This is a genomic window from uncultured Pelagimonas sp. (assembly GCF_947498515.1).
Taxonomy (GTDB): Bacteria; Pseudomonadota; Alphaproteobacteria; order Rhodobacterales; family Rhodobacteraceae; genus Pelagimonas.
In genome coordinates, this window is record NZ_CANMKO010000015.1 from 52,273 (window position 1) to 69,427 (window position 17,155).

Annotated in this window: 16 protein-coding genes and 2 tRNA genes; 9 read left to right on the forward strand and 9 right to left on the reverse strand. The window is 55.7% G+C overall.

Translation table 11 applies throughout. The annotated features are described in order from the left end of the window. Nucleotides 1-13: 13 nt before the first annotated feature. Nucleotides 14-820, reverse strand: coding sequence for a uroporphyrinogen-III C-methyltransferase (gene cobA, locus Q1A43_RS21190; protein WP_366944288.1), 807 nt, complete (start codon nucleotides 818-820; stop codon nucleotides 14-16). 241 nt (nucleotides 821-1,061) lie between these two features. On the opposite strand from cobA, the gene Q1A43_RS21195 reads away from it, so the two are divergent. Further along, nucleotides 1,062-2,255, forward strand: a complete 1,194-nt coding sequence (locus tag Q1A43_RS21195; protein WP_299938661.1) for an NnrS family protein — start codon at nucleotides 1,062-1,064, stop codon at nucleotides 2,253-2,255. 94 nt (nucleotides 2,256-2,349) lie between these two features. Here the strand turns inward: Q1A43_RS21195 and Q1A43_RS21200 are convergent, their stop codons facing one another. Continuing rightward, a complete protein-coding gene (locus Q1A43_RS21200; protein WP_299938715.1) occupies nucleotides 2,350-4,233 on the reverse strand; it encodes a PhoX family phosphatase in 1,884 nt (627 codons plus the stop codon). Nucleotides 4,234-4,443: 210 nt separating this feature from the next. Here Q1A43_RS21200 and pth point away from each other — a divergent pair, with 210 nt between their 5' ends. From pth to Q1A43_RS21215, 3 genes are all read left to right on the forward strand, one after another. After that, on the forward strand, nucleotides 4,444-5,142 hold the full coding sequence (gene pth, locus Q1A43_RS21205) for an aminoacyl-tRNA hydrolase (RefSeq protein WP_299938664.1): 699 nt from the start codon (nucleotides 4,444-4,446) through the stop codon (nucleotides 5,140-5,142). Between the two features lie 65 nt (nucleotides 5,143-5,207). Continuing rightward, nucleotides 5,208-6,374, forward strand: coding sequence for a serine hydrolase (locus Q1A43_RS21210; RefSeq protein WP_299938665.1), 1,167 nt, complete (start codon nucleotides 5,208-5,210; stop codon nucleotides 6,372-6,374). Continuing rightward, the gene (locus tag Q1A43_RS21215; protein WP_299938667.1) at nucleotides 6,371-6,748 is read left to right on the forward strand and encodes a DUF2237 domain-containing protein; all 378 of its coding nucleotides are present in this window, start codon (nucleotides 6,371-6,373) and stop codon (nucleotides 6,746-6,748) included. The genes Q1A43_RS21210 and Q1A43_RS21215 overlap by 4 nt, the downstream gene beginning before the upstream one ends. A gap of 28 nt (nucleotides 6,749-6,776) precedes the next feature. Here the strand turns inward: Q1A43_RS21215 and Q1A43_RS21220 are convergent, their stop codons facing one another. From Q1A43_RS21220 to Q1A43_RS21250, 7 genes are all read right to left on the reverse strand, one after another. Then, nucleotides 6,777-7,931: a slipin family protein gene (locus Q1A43_RS21220; RefSeq protein ID WP_299938670.1), complete on the reverse strand. Its 1,155-nt coding sequence runs from the start codon at nucleotides 7,929-7,931 to the stop codon at nucleotides 6,777-6,779. A gap of 393 nt (nucleotides 7,932-8,324) precedes the next feature. Then, nucleotides 8,325-8,397, reverse strand: a tRNA-Arg gene (locus Q1A43_RS21225). Then, a tRNA-Leu gene (locus tag Q1A43_RS21230) sits at nucleotides 8,397-8,473 on the reverse strand. The genes Q1A43_RS21225 and Q1A43_RS21230 overlap by 1 nt, the downstream gene beginning before the upstream one ends. A 274-nt stretch (nucleotides 8,474-8,747) precedes the next feature. Beyond that, nucleotides 8,748-9,992, reverse strand: a complete 1,245-nt coding sequence (trpB, locus tag Q1A43_RS21235; protein WP_299930037.1) for a tryptophan synthase subunit beta — start codon at nucleotides 9,990-9,992, stop codon at nucleotides 8,748-8,750. Between the two features lie 65 nt (nucleotides 9,993-10,057). Beyond that, entirely contained in the window at nucleotides 10,058-11,380 is a 1,323-nt protein-coding gene (locus Q1A43_RS21240; protein ID WP_299938672.1) for an MATE family efflux transporter, read from the reverse strand. 115 nt (nucleotides 11,381-11,495) lie between these two features. Continuing rightward, nucleotides 11,496-12,005, reverse strand: a complete 510-nt coding sequence (locus Q1A43_RS21245) for a PaaI family thioesterase (RefSeq protein ID WP_299938677.1) — start codon at nucleotides 12,003-12,005, stop codon at nucleotides 11,496-11,498. Next, nucleotides 12,005-12,427 (reverse strand): PaaI family thioesterase, encoded by a 423-nt coding sequence (locus Q1A43_RS21250; RefSeq protein ID WP_299930031.1) that lies wholly within the window; start codon nucleotides 12,425-12,427, stop codon nucleotides 12,005-12,007. Before Q1A43_RS21250 ends, Q1A43_RS21245 begins: the two co-directional genes overlap by 1 nt. Nucleotides 12,428-12,563: 136 nt before the next feature. Here Q1A43_RS21250 and Q1A43_RS21255 point away from each other — a divergent pair, with 136 nt between their 5' ends. The 5 genes from Q1A43_RS21255 (at nucleotide 12,564) to Q1A43_RS21275 (ending at nucleotide 16,974) form a co-directional block, all read left to right on the forward strand. Continuing rightward, entirely contained in the window at nucleotides 12,564-12,935 is a 372-nt protein-coding gene (locus tag Q1A43_RS21255) for a MerR family DNA-binding transcriptional regulator (RefSeq protein WP_299930029.1), read from the forward strand. A 264-nt stretch (nucleotides 12,936-13,199) separates the two neighbouring features. Next, nucleotides 13,200-13,604 carry a MerR family DNA-binding transcriptional regulator gene (locus tag Q1A43_RS21260; protein ID WP_299938717.1) on the forward strand — a complete coding sequence of 135 codons (405 nt, stop codon included), beginning with the start codon at nucleotides 13,200-13,202 and terminating at the stop codon, nucleotides 13,602-13,604. Nucleotides 13,605-13,634: 30 nt separating this feature from the next. Beyond that, complete coding sequence (locus tag Q1A43_RS21265; protein ID WP_299930027.1) at nucleotides 13,635-15,410, forward strand: acyl-CoA dehydrogenase C-terminal domain-containing protein; 1,776 nt, start codon at nucleotides 13,635-13,637, stop codon at nucleotides 15,408-15,410. A 202-nt stretch (nucleotides 15,411-15,612) separates the two neighbouring features. Beyond that, entirely contained in the window at nucleotides 15,613-15,825 is a 213-nt protein-coding gene (locus Q1A43_RS21270; protein WP_299930025.1) for a hypothetical protein, read from the forward strand. A gap of 15 nt (nucleotides 15,826-15,840) precedes the next feature. Further along, complete coding sequence (locus Q1A43_RS21275; RefSeq protein WP_299938679.1) at nucleotides 15,841-16,974, forward strand: acyl-CoA dehydrogenase family protein; 1,134 nt, start codon at nucleotides 15,841-15,843, stop codon at nucleotides 16,972-16,974. Nucleotides 16,975-17,155: the final 181 nt, after the last annotated feature.

Consider the following 17,155-nt stretch of genomic DNA (forward strand, 5'->3'; position numbering starts at 1 on the left):
GGACCACAGGAGATCAGCCATAAGCCACGGCCTTTGCATCATCTTTTGTGCCCGAGGCCAGCTGTTGAGCGGCCACAGGGTTTAGTGTCACCACATGACCGATGACAAACAACAAAGGCGCGTCTAGGTCGCTGGCACCAACAGTTTCAGCAATATGGCCTAAGTCGGAAAACACTTGTTTTTGACGCGGAGTGGTTGCGGCTGAAACCGCCATGACTGGCAGGGACGATGCCATGCCATGGCGGATCAGCTTGGACGTGATGTCTGCGATATTCATCGCGCCCATATAAACGACCAAGGTCGTGTCTTCGTTGGACAGGCTCGCCCAATCCAAATTCAAGGGGGCATCCTTGGCGCGATGCCCGGTCACATAGCGCACCCCGGTTGCCAGTCCGCGATGTGTTAGCGGAACGCCGGTCGCTGCTGCCGCCCCCTGTGCCGAGGTGATCCCCGGCAGATATTCAAACGCCACTCCGGCTTTGTGCAACTCGGCGGCCTCTTCGCTACCGCGTCCAAAAATCAAAGGGTCGCCCCCTTTGAGCCGCGCCACGCGCATGCCGCGCCGCGCCAAATCTATCAGCAGGGTGTTGGTTTCCTCTTGCGTCAGCTTGTGATCGCCGGGGGCCTTGCCCACGTCTATCCGCAAAACATCCTCGGGCACCAAACCCATAATCTCAGGCGACACCAACCGATCATAGACTACAACATCGGCACGTTGCATGGCCAGCAGCGCACCGCGTGTCAGCAATTCCGGATCCCCCGGCCCTGCCCCAATTAGCAAAACCTGTCCGGCGTTGGCTCCTGTTGTGTCTTTCATCATGGCTCACTCTCTTGCGGAGATGGCTGGCAATTGGTTGCGCCCGTCGAGGGATTCTTTCCCCGTTCGAGTTGAGCTCAACCCTGCCTAGATCGTGATCGACCCTCCTTGACTTTGGTCAAAGCACTTTGCCCCCTCCTCCCTGAGGGTGACGTCAGACGCTTTTTGCCTCTCACGAGGCGCTCATCGGTACGAGTCTTATGCACACAATTCACCTCCCCCCCTCTGGCCAAGGAAACACCCAATGACTGCGTCAGACTGGAAACGCCTGTTCTCCGCCGGGTACCGGGTCTTCTTTTTACTCGCAGGGCTTTGCGCCATCTGGGTCATTCTTGTCTGGGAAATTTGGCAGGCCAGTTTTGGTGCACTATCCCTTCCCACGGCCCAGCCGCCGCACCTTTGGCACGCTCATGAAATGATCTTTGGCTATGGCGCAGCGGCGATTGCCGGTTTCCTTCTCACCGCCGCCCCGAGTTGGACCAAATCCGGGCCGGAACCAACTAGCTTTTTTGCCGTCACGTCCGGCCTTTGGCTCGCCGGTCGTCTCGCTATCTGGTGGTCAGGGAGCTTGCCTTTGACCTTGGTTGCCATCATTGATTTGCTGTTTTTGCCTATCCTTGCGGGCCGCATTCTTCAAACCCTGCTCAAACGCCCCAAGCCACAACAGCTGATCCTGTTGGTTGCCATTCTGGTCTTTTGGTCGGGCAACGTTTTGGTGCATTTGGAATGGGCTGGCCTAACACAGGATACCGCTGACCAGGGGATGCGCGGAGGTTTGGCGGCGCTTTGCGCGTTGATTGTGATCTTGGGCGGCCGTGTCACCCCGGCTTTTACCCGCAATGCCATGTTGCGCGTGGGGCGCGAGGAAAACCTACCGTCGAACCCAACACCTCTGGCTGTTGCCTCAATCGCGCCCGCTCTTTTGGTTCCGCTCGCTTTGCTCACGGGTGCCCCCAATTGGGTCATGGGCATTGTCGCGCTCGTTGCTGGCTGCGCTGCTCTTGTACGTGTCGGGCTTTGGCACGGCGCTTGGACCCTGCGCCAACCGATTTTGTGGACCTTGCATCTTTCCTACGCGCTCAATGCCATTGGTTTTGTGATGCTAGGTCTGGCGGCGTTTGACATTGGGAGCGAGATCGCTGCGCTGCATGTCCTTGGTATTGGCGGCGTCGGCGGCATGACATTGTCGGTGATGTCGCGTGCAGCCTTGGGCCATTCGGGGCGCGACTTGATTGCCCCTAAGCCCGTTGCCATTGCCTATGTTCTGGTACCTCTTGCCGCCCTGATCCGCGTGGCCGCCACGATTTGGCCCGACCTTTATATGACTGGCATCCTGATCTCGGGCGCGTTGTGGATTGTGGCCTTTGCGCTTTACACAATCGCGCTTTGGCCGATTTTCTGGGGCGAACGGATCAAAAAACAACCAGTTTCCGCCTAGATTAGGCACTTCTTGATCGACCTACGAGGCGTCTCAGTCCAAAGAAAAACGGCCCCCGCAAGGAGGGCCGTTTTATCAGTCTCAAAACATCGGTTTAACCAAACGCGGCCTTGTCTTGACGCCAAACTGCAACCACAGAAGACCGTGGCTTGCCTGCTCCATCTGGCCAAGATCCGCCGGGGTGCTGAACACCGACAAAGGCAACGGTTTTGTCAGCCGACCAGCAAAGACCGGTGACTTCGGCACCATTTGGAACGGTCATAAAGCGTATGATTTCACCGCTTTCCGGGTCGCCAACCAACATCTGGTTATTGCCCATTCCGGCAAAGTCACCTTCGTTCTTGTAGTTGCCATCGGTCTGGATCCACAAAAGGCCATCCGACGAGAACGCCATGCCATCGGGCGAGTTGAACATGTTGCCTTCGTTGACGTTGTCCGAGCCACCATATTCATTGTCATACACGGTTGGATTGCCCGCCATGACATAGAGGTCCCAAGTGAACCCATCAGCAGCGTGGTTTTCACCAGCAGGAGTCCAACGCACGATCTGGCCGTATTTGTTGGTCTCGCGCGGGTTCACTGCGTTGACCGACGTGTCATCACCACCGGCATTTGGCTTAACACCGCGGTTTTTGTTGTTGGTCAGGGCGCAATAGGCTTCGACCTTGAGCGGGTTTGACGCAACCCATTCCGGGCGATCCATCGTTGTACCGCCAACTTTGGACGCCGCCATGCGGGTGAAGCACAAGATCTCCGCTGCATCCATTCCGGTGGTCTCAGGCGTCAAGGCCAACCATTCACCGCTCTGATCATCGTTAAACTTGGCAACATACAAAACGCCATCATCCAGCAAACCGTCGGTCGGCGCACCCTTTTCCCATGTGGCGTTGGACACATATTTAAAAAGGTATTCGCCACGTTCATCATCGCCCATATAGACAACAACGCGCCCATCTTTGGCATGAACCATTTCGGCGTTTTCATGTTTGAAACGGCCCAGCGCGGTGCGCTTTACCGGAACCGATGTTGGGTCGGCTGGATCGATTTCGGTGATAAACCCATGGCGATGCGGCTCATTTGGCTCTTTGCTGACGTCATAGCGTTCATCAAACTTTTCATAGGCATAACGGCCGTCGCCACCGATTCCATAGCGCTTGTAACCTTCGCCTTCCGGCATCTCACCGGTTGCGCCGAAGTAGCCGTTAAAGTTCTCTTCGCAAGTGAGATAAGTGTCCCAAAGCGTCTTGCCAGACCCACAGTTGTTCATGGTGCCTTTGACCATCATACCCGACGGATCGGCTTGGGTTTGTACCAAAGCGTGACCGGCCAAAGGGCCTGCGATTTTCATTTCGGTTTCGTGGGTGATACGACGGTTGTAATCGCTGTCCAGCACCACTTCGAAACCGCTGCCGGTGTCGGCCACTTCCATCACAGTGACACCCTGAAGGTTCTTAAGAAGAACAACTTCTTCGGCTGTGCGGGGGGTGCCTTCGGATTCGATTGGCAGGTTGATCTTGGGGTTCACATATTCCGAGTTCACCGCGATCAGCTGCTTGCCGTTCACTTCAAACAACTCCATGCCGTCGGTGTTTTCACCAAACACCTTGTCCGACATCTCAACCGACACACCGGTTTCAGCGCTATAGGCATCTTTGGCATCAGACCAAAGCGCATCACCCCAACGGACCAAAACCTTGTGCTCAAAACCCTCTGGAACATGGATGTCATAGTCGGTCGCAATGCCAACTGGCTTGAAACCGAACTTGGCATGACCATCGGCCCGCGCCGCAGTGGTTGAAGAAAACAAACCCGTTCCAAACACAGCCGCACCGGAGCCAAATGCCAACGTGCCGCCTAGGAAACCGCGGCGCGATACGGCGCGATCTACAACTGCGTCAAATTGGTTTTCATCGGGGCGCGGATCCCGGTGTTCGTCAAAATCATCCCAAGACAGGTCTACCAAATTCTTATCGCTCATCTCTACAGTTCCTTGCTGACCATCGTTTGCTAGGTCTGCACCGGCATCCATACCGGCCACAGATCGGATCAGCGCGGGTGTGACAAGGCAATGTATAGCTGACATGACGGTTTCCTAACGAATTTACGACAACGCCACGCGCCCTCTCCCCTTTACCTGCGCTTAAAGCCTGTCATATATCGACCGGACTTATCCACGCGGAGACACGCCATGCAGCTTTTTGTCGGTTTGGGAAACCCAGGCACCAAATACGCGAAAAACCGACATAATATCGGCTTTATGGCCTTGGACCAGATCGCTTCGGACCACGGGTTTTCACCTTGGAAATCCAAGTTTCAGGGCCAAATTTGTGAAGGGCGTCTTGGCGGGGACAAGGTTTTGCTGCTCAAGCCCGAAACCTTTATGAACCTCTCTGGCCAATCGGTTGGCGAGGCCATGCGGTTTTACAAAATGGACGTTGGCGACGTCACGGTCTTCCATGATGAGCTTGACCTTGCGCCGGGAAAATGCCGGGTCAAAATGGGTGGCGGGCACGCTGGGCATAATGGGTTGCGCTCTATCCACGGGCACATTGGTGAAGATTATCAAAGGGTTCGACTTGGGATTGGCCATCCCGGTCGCAAGGATTTGGTCTCGGCCTATGTGTTGCACGATTTCCCAAAGGCCGACGATGAATGGCTGAACAATCTGCTTTGGGGCATAAGCGATGGCGTGGCATCCTTGGCCGATGGCGACAAAGGACGGTTTCAAAACGCCGTTGCGCTGAAAACCAACCCGCCGCGGTCCTCCAATAACAAGCCCGAGAGAGCCAAGACCAGCGACGAGTCACAAGCCGCAGTAAAATCCGCAACAAAACCAGAGCCAGATTCGCGATCCGCCTTACAAAAGCTCGCTGACAAGTTCCGTTAGAAAATACTACGTTTGGGCTTGCCCAAACCACTTTGGGCGCGCACCCTACGCGCCGGAGGTGATTTATGCTGAAAAAGATATTGCGCGGCTTAGTCGTGTTGGCGGTGATCCTAGCGGGTTTGGCAGTTTGGAAACGCGAAGACCTGAACCGCCTGAATGCCGTGAACACCCTGTTCTCTGAAGAGAAAATTGTTCACAATTTCAGCCATATGGGCGACCTGTTCCACAATCGCCCAATTCCCATTACCTCTGAGCCCTCCCCGCTTCCTACCGGCGACCCTATGCCTCTTCCTAACGATTGGGACACATGGCTTGCGCGCCGTTCGATCACCGGTATCCTTGTCGTTCACGACGGTGCCATCCGCCATGAAAGCTATCACAGGGGCACCGAGGCAAGCGATCCGCGGATTAGCTGGTCGGTGGCTAAATCCTATCTCTCGGCGCTGTTTGGCGTTGTTTTGGCCAATGGCGACATCGCAAGTCTTGATGATCCGGTGACGAAATATGCGCCCTCCCTGCGGGGGAGCGCCTATGACAATGCCAGCATTCTCAATGTCTTACAGATGTCATCAGGTGTCACCTTTGACGAAGACTACCTCGATTTTTGGAGCGATATCAACAAGATGGGGCGCATCTTGGCCCTTGGGGGATCAATGGATGGCTTTGCTGCCGGGTTAACCGAAACCTTTGTCGAACCCGGAGAACAATGGAAATACGTGTCGATCGACACCCATGTGCTTGGCATGGTTCTGCGCGGTGCGACGGGCCGCAACGTGCCGGATTTATTGGGGGAATACGTTCTTTCCCCGCTCGGAACTTATGGTACGCCGCATTATGTCACCGATGGCGATGGGGTATCCTTTGTCCTTGGGGGCCTCAACCTGACCACCCGTGATTATGCCCGCATGGGCGAGATGTTTCGCAACGATGGCCTATTTCAAGGTCAACAAATCATTCCCAAAGACTGGGTCGAGATCAGCACGAAACCGTCGGCCAAAACCGAGCCGGGCAAGATGCAATATGGCTATCAATGGTGGATGCCCGCCGATGCAAAACCCGGTGAATTTTTGGCCCGTGGGGTCTATGGCCAATATGTCTATGTCGACAAAACCGCCGATGTGGTGATCGCTGTGAACGCTGCGGATCGCGCCTTTCGCGAGGCCGGGGCAAATGACGACAGCATCACTATGTTTCGCCGATTGGCGGCACAGCTCAAGGAGACCGGATCATGATGAAACGCCCTGCGATCAATGTGTTGGACGGTATACTTGAGGAATGCTCACGCGACCCTCTCACCGGATTTTTCCGCGATGGTCATTGCAATACCTGCGCCGAAGACGCCGGCAACCATACGGTGTGTGCGGTGATGACGGCGGAATTCCTCGCCTATTCGGCCTATGTCGGCAACGATCTATCAACGCCGCGACCTGAGTTCAATTTTGCCGGGCTCAAACCCGGTGATCAATGGTGCCTTTGCGCAGCGCGTTTCCTTCAGGCCCATGACGAGGGCTGTGCGCCCAAGGTTAATCTGGCTGCCACACACAAGGATGCCTTGGAGATTGTGCCGCTCAAGGTGTTGCGTGAACACAGCCTAACAAACAACTAAGGGCGGCCCCTACGCGCCGCCCCCGGTCTTAGGTTTGGTCTGACAAACGGACGACTCCATTCATCAAACCCTCGGTGCCGTTGTGCACGGTCAACTGGTCGACCTTGCTTGCGATGTTTTCAAGCGCCTCAAGCTCTTTGAGGCGCAGCATCACAGGGTTTTCAGCCATCACCTTGGCGGTGTTCAAAAGCGAACGGGTTGCGTTCGTTTCTTCACGACGCCGGATGACGTTAGCCTCGGCTTCTTTTTGCGTCGCAACCACCTTGTTCAAGATGTCGCGCATCTCACCAGGCAGGATCACATCTTTCAATGCGATATCGCCTACTTCGATGCCGATCTCGGCCATTTCGCCACGCACCTTGGCGGCGGCTTCTGCATCGACACTCACCTTGTCGGCCAACATCTGATCCAATGTCAGCGCGCCAAGGGTTTTACGAAACGCAAGCTGCAAAGCCCGGTGCAAGGCTTCGGAAAAGTCCCCGACTGTCGACACCGCACGCAGAGGGTCCGTGACACGGAAATCCGCGCTCAGGTTGATGCGCAAAGTCACCCGGTCTTTGGTCAGGATCTCTTGACCTGTCACCTCTTTGGCCTGCCAACGGGTATCCACCATCTTGACCAGATGCTTACGCCCCAACTGCCAGAACCAGTAGGTTCCGGAGGTCAGCACCTTTTGATGCACCCCGTCAATCGACCAAAGACCGACGCGCCCAAGGGCCACTTCGACAGAGCTCATACCCCGCATCAATACCCGGCCACGTTCGGTTTGACCCAACCGACGGACCAAGTCTTGAGGCAAGTCATGCGTGTCAGACAAGGCAAGGGTTTCGACCTTCCAGTCCCCGGCGTCGCGCCACAAAAGCAACCGCTTGTCGGGCGAAAGAAGGTCCCAGATCCGACCATTGCGGCTCAGAACCGCGATCTCATTCGCGCCGGTTTCAACGGTCACCACATGAGGATCAGCCAGATCAGGCCGCGTGCGCATCAAGGCATCGGCGTATTGCGACGTGAAAACGGGAGTTGTCAGGTCAAATACAATCACCTCGGCTTTGCGCGCGCTTAGCCGGTGTTCACCGGGGCCAAGCATGGCGTCAAAGCGACCATTCAACAGGACAAGCGCCCGTTGTGTTTCGGTCAGGGTGAGGCGCTGCTTACCTTGCAGCTTATCAATCAACATTTTCATCATACTCTCCAATACGTCGTCATGCGCGCAAAACGCGTTTTCTCCTTTTGGTGTTTGGGGTTGCGCCGGGATTGGCGGCAGGTGTGACGCACCGGCACGATTGCCAATGCGTGAAATGAGTGGGTCCGAAACCACCCCATTGCCAAGGCCAGTGGCGAAGGATGGGGCGAGCGGTGACGCGGCCCATTGGTGCGCCCTGCCCCATTGAGGCGTGGCGGGCCAACAGGTGGCGGCACGTCTCCCGATCCCCGGCCAATGGCCTGAGCGGAGTTGGGTCAGGCGCAGGTCGTGACCTTTGCCGCGATCCACCCCCGCGAGGATGGTTTCGGAACCCGATATGGTGGACCGCTTGCGCGGGCCGGCGTGATAGGCCGGTGCTCACTTAAGAGCTTTGAGAAACGGCAGGAGTCGAACCTGCGACACCCAAATTCGTAGTTTGGTGCTCTATCCAGACTGAGCTACGTTTGGACATGTTGACGGGAGTCGAACCCATGACCCGCGGAACCTAGGTCCGCTGCTCTACCTGACTGAGCTACAACACACTGTGCAATCCCACTGTCTCAGCCTTGGCATACGGGAATGGCAGAGCCAGCCGCACCGGGTGAGCAACAACTCAGCCCGCAAAGGTCTGATCCATCAGGACCACGAGGGGGGAATAATCCGCAACAGATGAGTCGTTCAACCGGTTGGTTGAATGTCGCACAGGGGCGTTGCGCCCGCGCAACATTATTACTCACTCGCGCAATAAATGAAAAAGGCGCCCCGAACCGAAGCGCCTTTTGCCAATTTCCAAAGCGGTTGCGCTTTGCAAAAATATCAGTCCGCTGTGCGGCCTTCTGTGTCGGACATATCAAAGCCAAGGTGTTTGGCGACTGTAAAGATGTCTTTGTCGCCGCGCCCACACATATTCATGATGATGATATGATCTTTGGGAAGTTCAGGCGCGATTTTGGCGACATGGGCCAAAGCATGGCTTGGCTCGAGCGCCGGGATGATGCCTTCGGTTTCACAAGATAGCTGGAACGCGGCCAAGGCCTCTTTGTCGGTGATGGCGACGTATTCCGCACGGCCAATATCATTTAACCAAGCATGTTCAGGACCGATACCGGGATAGTCGAGCCCGGCCGAGATTGAGAACCCTTCGAGGATTTGGCCATCGTCATCCTGCAATAGATAGGTGCGGTTGCCGTGCAAAACACCGGGGCGACCACCGGTTAGCGACGCGCAATGCTCCATCTTGTCATTCACACCCTTGCCACCGGCTTCGACGCCAATGATGTTAACGTCTTTGTCGTCAAGGAAAGGGAAGAACAGGCCCATCGCGTTGGACCCGCCGCCAATGGCGGCGATGATCGTATCGGGCAAACGGCCTTCGGCTTCCATGATCTGCTCTTTGGCTTCTTTGCCAATGATCGATTGGAAATCACGCACCATGGCCGGATAGGGGTGCGGGCCTGCAACCGTCCCAATGCAATAAAACGTGTCGTTGACGTTGGTGACCCAATCGCGCAGGGCATCGTTCATCGCGTCCTTGAGGGTTCCGCGACCGGAGGTCACCGGAATAACTTCGGCCCCCAAAAGGCGCATACGGAACACATTGGGAGACTGACGCTCAACGTCATGCGCGCCCATATAGACAACACATTTGAGACCGAACTTGGCACAAACGGTGGCCGTAGCAACGCCGTGTTGACCGGCACCGGTTTCGGCGATGATCCGGGTTTTGCCCATACGTCGGGCCAGAATGATCTGCCCCAACACGTTGTTGATCTTATGCGCGCCGGTGTGGTTCAACTCATCGCGTTTGAGGTAAATCTTGGCCCCACCAAGGCGTTCGCTAAGACGTTCCGCATGATAGAGCGGCGATGGGCGGCCAACATAGTGCTTCCACAAGAAATCCATCTCGTCCCAGAAAGACTGGTCTGTTTTGGCCTTCTCGTATTCCTCTTCCAGCGACAGGATCAGTGGCATCAAAGTCTCGGAGACAAAACGCCCCCCGTGGATCCCAAACCGCCCCTTTTCATCAGGGCCAGTCATGAAGCTGTTGATGAGGTCTTCCATCGCGTTTCTCCCGTGCGGTCTTGGCTTTCAATAGGGCAATTGGGGCGCAAAAGGCCAGAGGCAAATCATTTTGCGATGCCTGCCGCCCGTTCCAGAGCCGGATAACGTGCACCCAGTGTCAGAGCGCGCATGACAAAGGACACCATCAAACCCGCCCAAAGCCCGTGATTGCCCCAGATCGGCACCATCACAGCGACGGCGATGAAAAACGCAACAGCGGAGATCACCATCATATTGCGCATGTCCCGCGTGCGGGTTGCCCCAATGAAAATCCCATCCAGCATCCAACTTGGCAAGCCAATGATCGGGGTTATGGCGATCCAAATTAGGTAGATACGCGCCGTGGATTGAACCTCTGGGTCTTTGGAGATCATGTCGATGATGGCCCCACCGAAAAGCCAGAACCCAATGGCAAAACCAAAGTTGCAGATAAATCCCCAAAGCGTGCTCAACCACGCGGCACGGCGCAATCGGGCGACCGCCCCTGCCCCAAAGGCCTGACCGACAAGGGCTTCTGCTGCGAAAGCAAAGCCATCAAGCGCAAAGGCCATGATCTGGATGAACTGCATAAGCACTTGATTGGCCGCCAATTGGACAGTGCCAAAACCGGCGCTAAAGTAGAAAATGAAAGACAGGAAGATCGCTTCGAGCATCAAAGATCGTGCAAGGATGTCGGTGTTGACCACAGCCATCTTACGCAATGCGGCCATGTCGAAAACCCGCGGCCAATCGCGGGCCGCCGCGTGACGCAACGCATTGCGACAGAGCCAGAGCCCAAACGCCAAGCCGCTCCATTCGGCAATCACGCTGGCAACGGCAACACCTTGAACACCCCAGCCCAGGCCAGTGACAAAGATAAGATCCCCCACCACGTTCAACGCCGTGACCAACAATTGCATCGCCAAAACCGCACGCGACCGTTCGCGCGCAATCAGCCAGCCCAAAATGCCGTACATGCCGATTGCCGCCGGGGCGGACCAGATGCGGATATTCATGTAGCTGCGCGAGAGCGTTTCGACTTGATCGTCCACCGGGGACATTCCAAAGGCGAGACCAAGTATCGGTTGCAACAACCCGATCATAAGAAGCCCGCCCGCCCCACCAATCATTAGCGAACGCACCAACAGGGCAACCACTTCGCCACGATCCCCCGCGCCCTCGGCCTGTGCGGTCATACCGGCGGTGCCCATGCGCAAGAACCCAAAGACCCAGTAGATCGCCGACAAGACCACAGACCCAATCCCAACGGCGGCGATGGGTTCGGCATGCGGGATTTGACCGACCACCGCAGTATCGACAACACCGATCAGAGGCACCGCAACATTGGCGAGCATGATCGGAATCGCAATCTTTAGAATGCGGCTATGGGTGATTACATCGCTGCTCATCTCGGCGTTCGCTTGTGTCTAGGGAAATTGGGGCTCTGCCCCGTCCGCCTTGGGCGGACTCCCTGGGATATTTTGAGAAAGAAGAAACCGTGGCGGCTCTCTGTCTTCGATAGGATCAGGATTTGGGGCGCGGCATCAGAAAGTGCGCTGTGGCTTGGGCCATAGGGCGGTCGCGGTTGTCTTGCCAGGCTTCGGCCTGAACCGAGGCATAGCGTCGCCCAGACCGGGTCACCCGCGCCCGCGCATAGGCATCGCGGGGAAGCCCAGAGCGCAGATAGTCAACGGTGAAGTCGATGGTTTTGGGCAAGCGCGGCAGGTCGCCATGGGTCAAGGTATCAGGGTCAAGCTTGCCGTTTTCGATATCTTCCCAAAGGTAAGACCAGCTGAGCGTTATAATCGCAGCCGTTTCAAGAAACGCCGCCGTGACGCCACCGTGCAGGGCTGGCAAAAACGGGTTGCCGATGAGCTTTTCATCAAAGGGCAAAACGGCAGTGAGTTCATCGCCGTGACGTTCAAACGTAATCCCAAGGTAGCGAATGTAGGGCACCCCTTCGACGAGCGCAGCAAGCGCGGCATCGCGACGTTGTTTGACGATCTGGACGGGTTCTGGGGGTTTGCGCACCATTATTTCGCCTCCACAGTAAAGGCCCCGGCCGCCGTCGCGACCGGGTTATCGAAATCGGCGTCAAAGGCCTTGGCCCTTACAAAAGCGACGTTGCGGGTGATGTGATAGCATTCCGCATGGGCGGTGATCGCCTGCCCCGGCGTGGCCGCCCGCATGTAATCAATACGCAGGTTTATGGTTGCGGTGCCCGCCGGGCTATCGGGGTGGCTCATCACGGCGGCACCGGAACAGGTATCCATCAAGGTCGACACCGCCCCGCCGTGAATAACTCCGGTCTTGGGATCGCCGATCAAAGCATCATCATAGGGCATAGTGATCTCAGCCAGCCCATCGCCAATCTGCGTGATCTGCATCCCCAGCGCCTTGGCATGCGGAATGATCTCGATGAACTGTTTGGCGATTGTCGCCTTGTCTGCGGTCATGGCGTGCTCCTTTAGGTTAGTTATGGGCAGCAAGTGCCTCAGCCGCAAGCTGTTTGGCTTACGCAAAGGAGCGTTGCGTCAGCAAAGGTTGTCAGAGCGATTTTCGGGGCTTAGGTTGCAGGCAAGGGAGTTTGCCATGGAAGATGCCCGTCTTAGCTTTAAAGACATGTGTGAGCGGTTCGATGTGACACCGCGTACATTGCGTTACTATGAGTATATCGAGCTTTTGTCGCCTGAGCGGCAAGGCAGATCGCGGTTCTATGGGGGCAAGGAAATCGCCCGCATGACGCTGATTCTGCGTGGGCGCAAGTTTGGGTTTCAGCTCGAAGACATTCGGCAATGGCTTTTGATCTATGAAAAAGAGGGCAACGAAGCCCAAATGCGCGCTTGGATCGACATGGCAGATGGGCAAATGCGCGAGCTCGCCGAACAGCGTAAACAGCTGGACGAAGCCATGAACGAGCTGCAAACCCTGCGCGACGGCGTTGCTTCGGACTTGGGAATCTAACCCAATTCACCACCCAACATTTTCTCTTTTGAATAGAGCGGCCTAACCCTTTGGATAGGTCGTTAACCCTTTGTTGGTATTTATGATTCATACGTTAACCAAGGACCTTTAAAACAAAGTTACAAAAATCAGGCCTTGACGTTGCCTGATCTTACGTCAACTTAAAAGTGACGCGGCGTATGAGTTACGTCAACGGTTTTTCCCATTGTATGAAGGGAACAGATTTAGCACCTCAAGGGCATGTTAGCCACCGAGGATGATCTGATGAGCGAAGACAGAGTAATGACGATAAGGGAGATGTGCGACGCGTTTGAGGTGACACCACGCACTTTGCGCTTTTACGAACAGAAAGAATTGCTGTTCCCAATCCGCGAAGGCCAAAAGCGCCTCTTTACCAAACGTGACCGTGCCCGGTTGAAACTGATCCTGCGAGGCAAGCGTTTTGGCTTTTCCCTCGAAGAGATCCGTCAACTGCTTGATCTGTACGATGTTGGGGACCAGCAGCAATCGCAGCTGGAACAGACTTATGAGATCGCCCGGCAACGTCTGGCTGATATGGTTCGTCAACGTGATGAACTTAACGCCGCCATTGAAGAGCTAAAAGAACAGATGGTTTGGGGCGAAAAGATGCTCGCCTCGGCTCAACACAGGAAAAGCGCGGTCGGGTAACGCTCGGCCAGTCACTCTAGGGAGAGAGAGATGCCTTCATACACGGCCCCCACCAAGGACCAGCAGTTTGTTCTGCATGACGTTCTGCACGTCAACGATGCGAAAATTCCCGGCTACGAAGATCTGGACCGCGACACCACAGGTGCCATTCTGGAAGAGTCCGCCAAGATCGCCGAGCAGGTTATGTTTCCCTTGAACGAGGTGGGTGACAAACAGGGCTGTAAACTCGAAAACGGTGTGGTGCGCACGCCCGAAGGGTTCAAAGCCGCGTTTGACGAAGTGCGCCACGGTGGTTGGACCGCTCTGGATTGTGATCCGGAATATGGTGGCCAGGGTCTCCCCTATATTATTGCCACGGCTGTCGGCGAACAATTCTCCGCCGCCAACATGGCGTTCAACATGTATGCGGGTCTAACCCACGGCGCGTACTCGGCAATCCACGCCCATGGTAGCGATGAGCAGAAAGCCACCTACCTGCCGAAAATGGTCACCTGTGACTGGACCGGCACCATGAACCTGACCGAGCCGCATTGCGGCACCGATCTGGGCCTGATGCGCACCAAAGCTGTGCCACAGGACGATGGTAGCTACAAAGTCAGCGGTCAAAAGATCTTTATTTCTGCTGGTGATCACGACCTTGCGGACAACACCATTCACCTTGTTCTGGCGAAAACCCCCGGTGCCCCGGATGGTATCAAGGGTGTATCCCTGTTCATTGTGCCCAAGTTCATCGTCAAAGAAGACGGCTCCCTTGGGGATCGCAATGGTGTGTCGGTCGGCAAAATCGAAAAGAAAATGGGCATCAACGGCAATGCCACCTGTGTTCTTGACTATGATGAAGCCACCGGCTTTCTTCTTGGTGATCTGAACAAAGGCATGCGCGCCATGTTCACAATGATGAACGAAGCGCGTCTAGGCGTTGGCTTGCAAGGCTTTGCCCAAGCCGAAGTCGCCTATCAAAACGCCGTTGAATACGCCAAAGACCGCCTTCAGGGGCGCGACGTAACCGGTGCGAAGAACCCAGAAGGTCCGGCCGACCCGCTGATCGTTCACCCTGACATCCGTCGCAACCTGATGGATCAGAAGAGCTTTATCGAAGGTGGTCGGGCGTTCATCTATTGGGGTGCTCAGATGCTTGATATGGGGCATCGCAACGGTGACAAAGAAACCGAAGGGCTTGTCTCTTTGCTAACGCCCGTCATCAAAGGGTATCTGTCGGATAAAGGCTTTGACTATGCCGTTACCGCGCAGCAAGTCTATGGCGGCCATGGCTATATCGAAGAATTTGGCATGTCCCAATTCGCCCGCGACGCCCGTATTGCGATGATCTACGAAGGGGCCAATGGCGTTCAGGCGCTTGATCTGGTTGGCCGAAAGCTTGCAACAGATGGCGGCAAACACGTCATGGCGTTCTTTGATTTGGTCAAAACCTTCTGCAAAGAAAACGGCGATGATGAAGCCATGGCCGATTTCGTCGGGCCACTCAAAGACGCCTCCAAAGACCTTCAGGCCGCTGGCATGTACTTCATGCAAAACGGCATGAAGAACCCCAACAATGCGCTCGCTGGCTCCTATGACTTTATGCACATGTTTGGTCTTGTCTGCCTCGGTCTAATGTGGGGCCGTATGGCCAAGGCCGCGACGTCAAAACTCGCCGAAGGCACTGACGACGCAGCGTTCTACGAGACGAAACTGGCAACCGCGCGCTACTATATGGCTCGACAGCTCCCAATGACCGGAACGCATTTGCGTCGGATCGAAAGCGGTGCTGACACTGTGATGGCGCTGGACGCCGACCAGTTCTGATATCTGTGATGGCGGGGGCAGCCCCGCCACGCATCACTACCGGATTTGGGAGGAACCGGCATGCGCATCGCGTTGAACTATGGGTTGAACGACCGCCAAAACCGCGCCGTTCATGCACACCTGTTGCGCCTACCGTCCTTCCACTTTTCCATGCATGTTGACGGTCTAAACGCCTCCCGTTTTGCATCGAAAAGGATCTGACATGCCCAAACGATTTCGCCTCACTCGTCGCTTCAATGCCGCTATGACCGAAGACGGGTACCGCAATCTGAAACGGTTCGCGCAAGAGGCCGGGCTTGATGAAGGCGAAGCGTTGTCGTTCCTGTTCGAAAACTTTGACAGCGTCACCGATACCGAGGTGCTGTCTCTCAAACTCCGCCAATTCAATTCCGAGCTTGAAGCTCGTAAAAAGTAAGAAAGAGATCCACTGATGAGTTGGATGACAGACGAACACCAAATGTTGGCAGAGATGACGCAGAAGTTCATCGAAACCGAGTGGTCTCCTCTTTTCGACAAATGGCGAAAACAGGGACAGATGGACCGCGAGATTTGGCAACAGGCCGGTGAGTTGGGGCTTCTTGGCCCTTCGATCCCCGAAGAATACGGTGGAGCCGGCGGTGATTTCGGCCACGAAGCCGTCATTTTGATGGAATCCAACCGGGCGAATTTGGCCAGTTGGGGCGTGGGCATCCATTCCGGCATCGTCGCCCATTATGTTTTGGCCTATGGCACCGAGGATCAAAAGCAACGCTGGCTGCCGAAATTGGTTACGGGCGAGTTGGTCGGCGCTTTGGCGATGACCGAACCTTCAACCGGGTCGGATGTACAAGCGATCAAAACCAAGGCCGTCAAAGACGGAAATGCCTATAAATTGTCGGGGCAAAAGACGTTCATCACCAATGGTCAGCACGCCAATCTCATCATCGTCGCTGCAAAGACTGATCCAGCCCAAGGGTCCAAAGGCGTATCCTTGATGGTGGTCGAAACCGATGAGGCCGAAGGGTTTCAACGCGGTCGGAATTTGGAGAAAATCGGCTGTCACGCGGCGGATACGTCCGAGCTGTTCTTTGACAATGTCGAGATCGCCCCAGAAAACCTTTTGGGCGGCGAAGAGAACCAAGGGTTCTATCAGCTTATGCAACAGCTCCCTCAAGAGCGCATGGTTATTGCCTGCATGTCCATGGGCGCCATGGAAGGGGCGGTCGAACGCACCATTGCCTACTGCAAAGAACGCGAGGCCTTTGGTGGACCACTGACACAGTTCCAAAACACCCGGTTTAAGCTGGCCGAATGTGTGACCAAAACCAAGGTTTGCCGCGCGTTTCTTGATGAGTGTATGGCCGAACTGATCGCTGGCAAACTGACCGTCGATAAAGCAGCCATGGCCAAATACTGGCTCACAGATGCTCAAGGTGACGTGTTGGACGAGTGCCTGCAATTGCACGGTGGCTATGGTTACATGCAAGAATATGCCGTTGGGGAAATGTGGGCCGATGCCCGCGTGCAACGCATCTATGGCGGTACTAATGAGATCATGAAGGAACTGATTGCGAGGGCACTTTGAGTGTAAAGCCAATGGACTTTGCGGAAAGGATTGGACTGGGGGCTTCACACCCCCAGACCCCCGTGGAGTTTGTATGGCAAGATGAAACGAAACCGCATATCGGGCCCGGCAGCTGGGCAGCAATCGGTCAGCTCCACCATCCTGCCCGACCGCCAAGCGGACCGCAGGCGGGGCAGCGGAG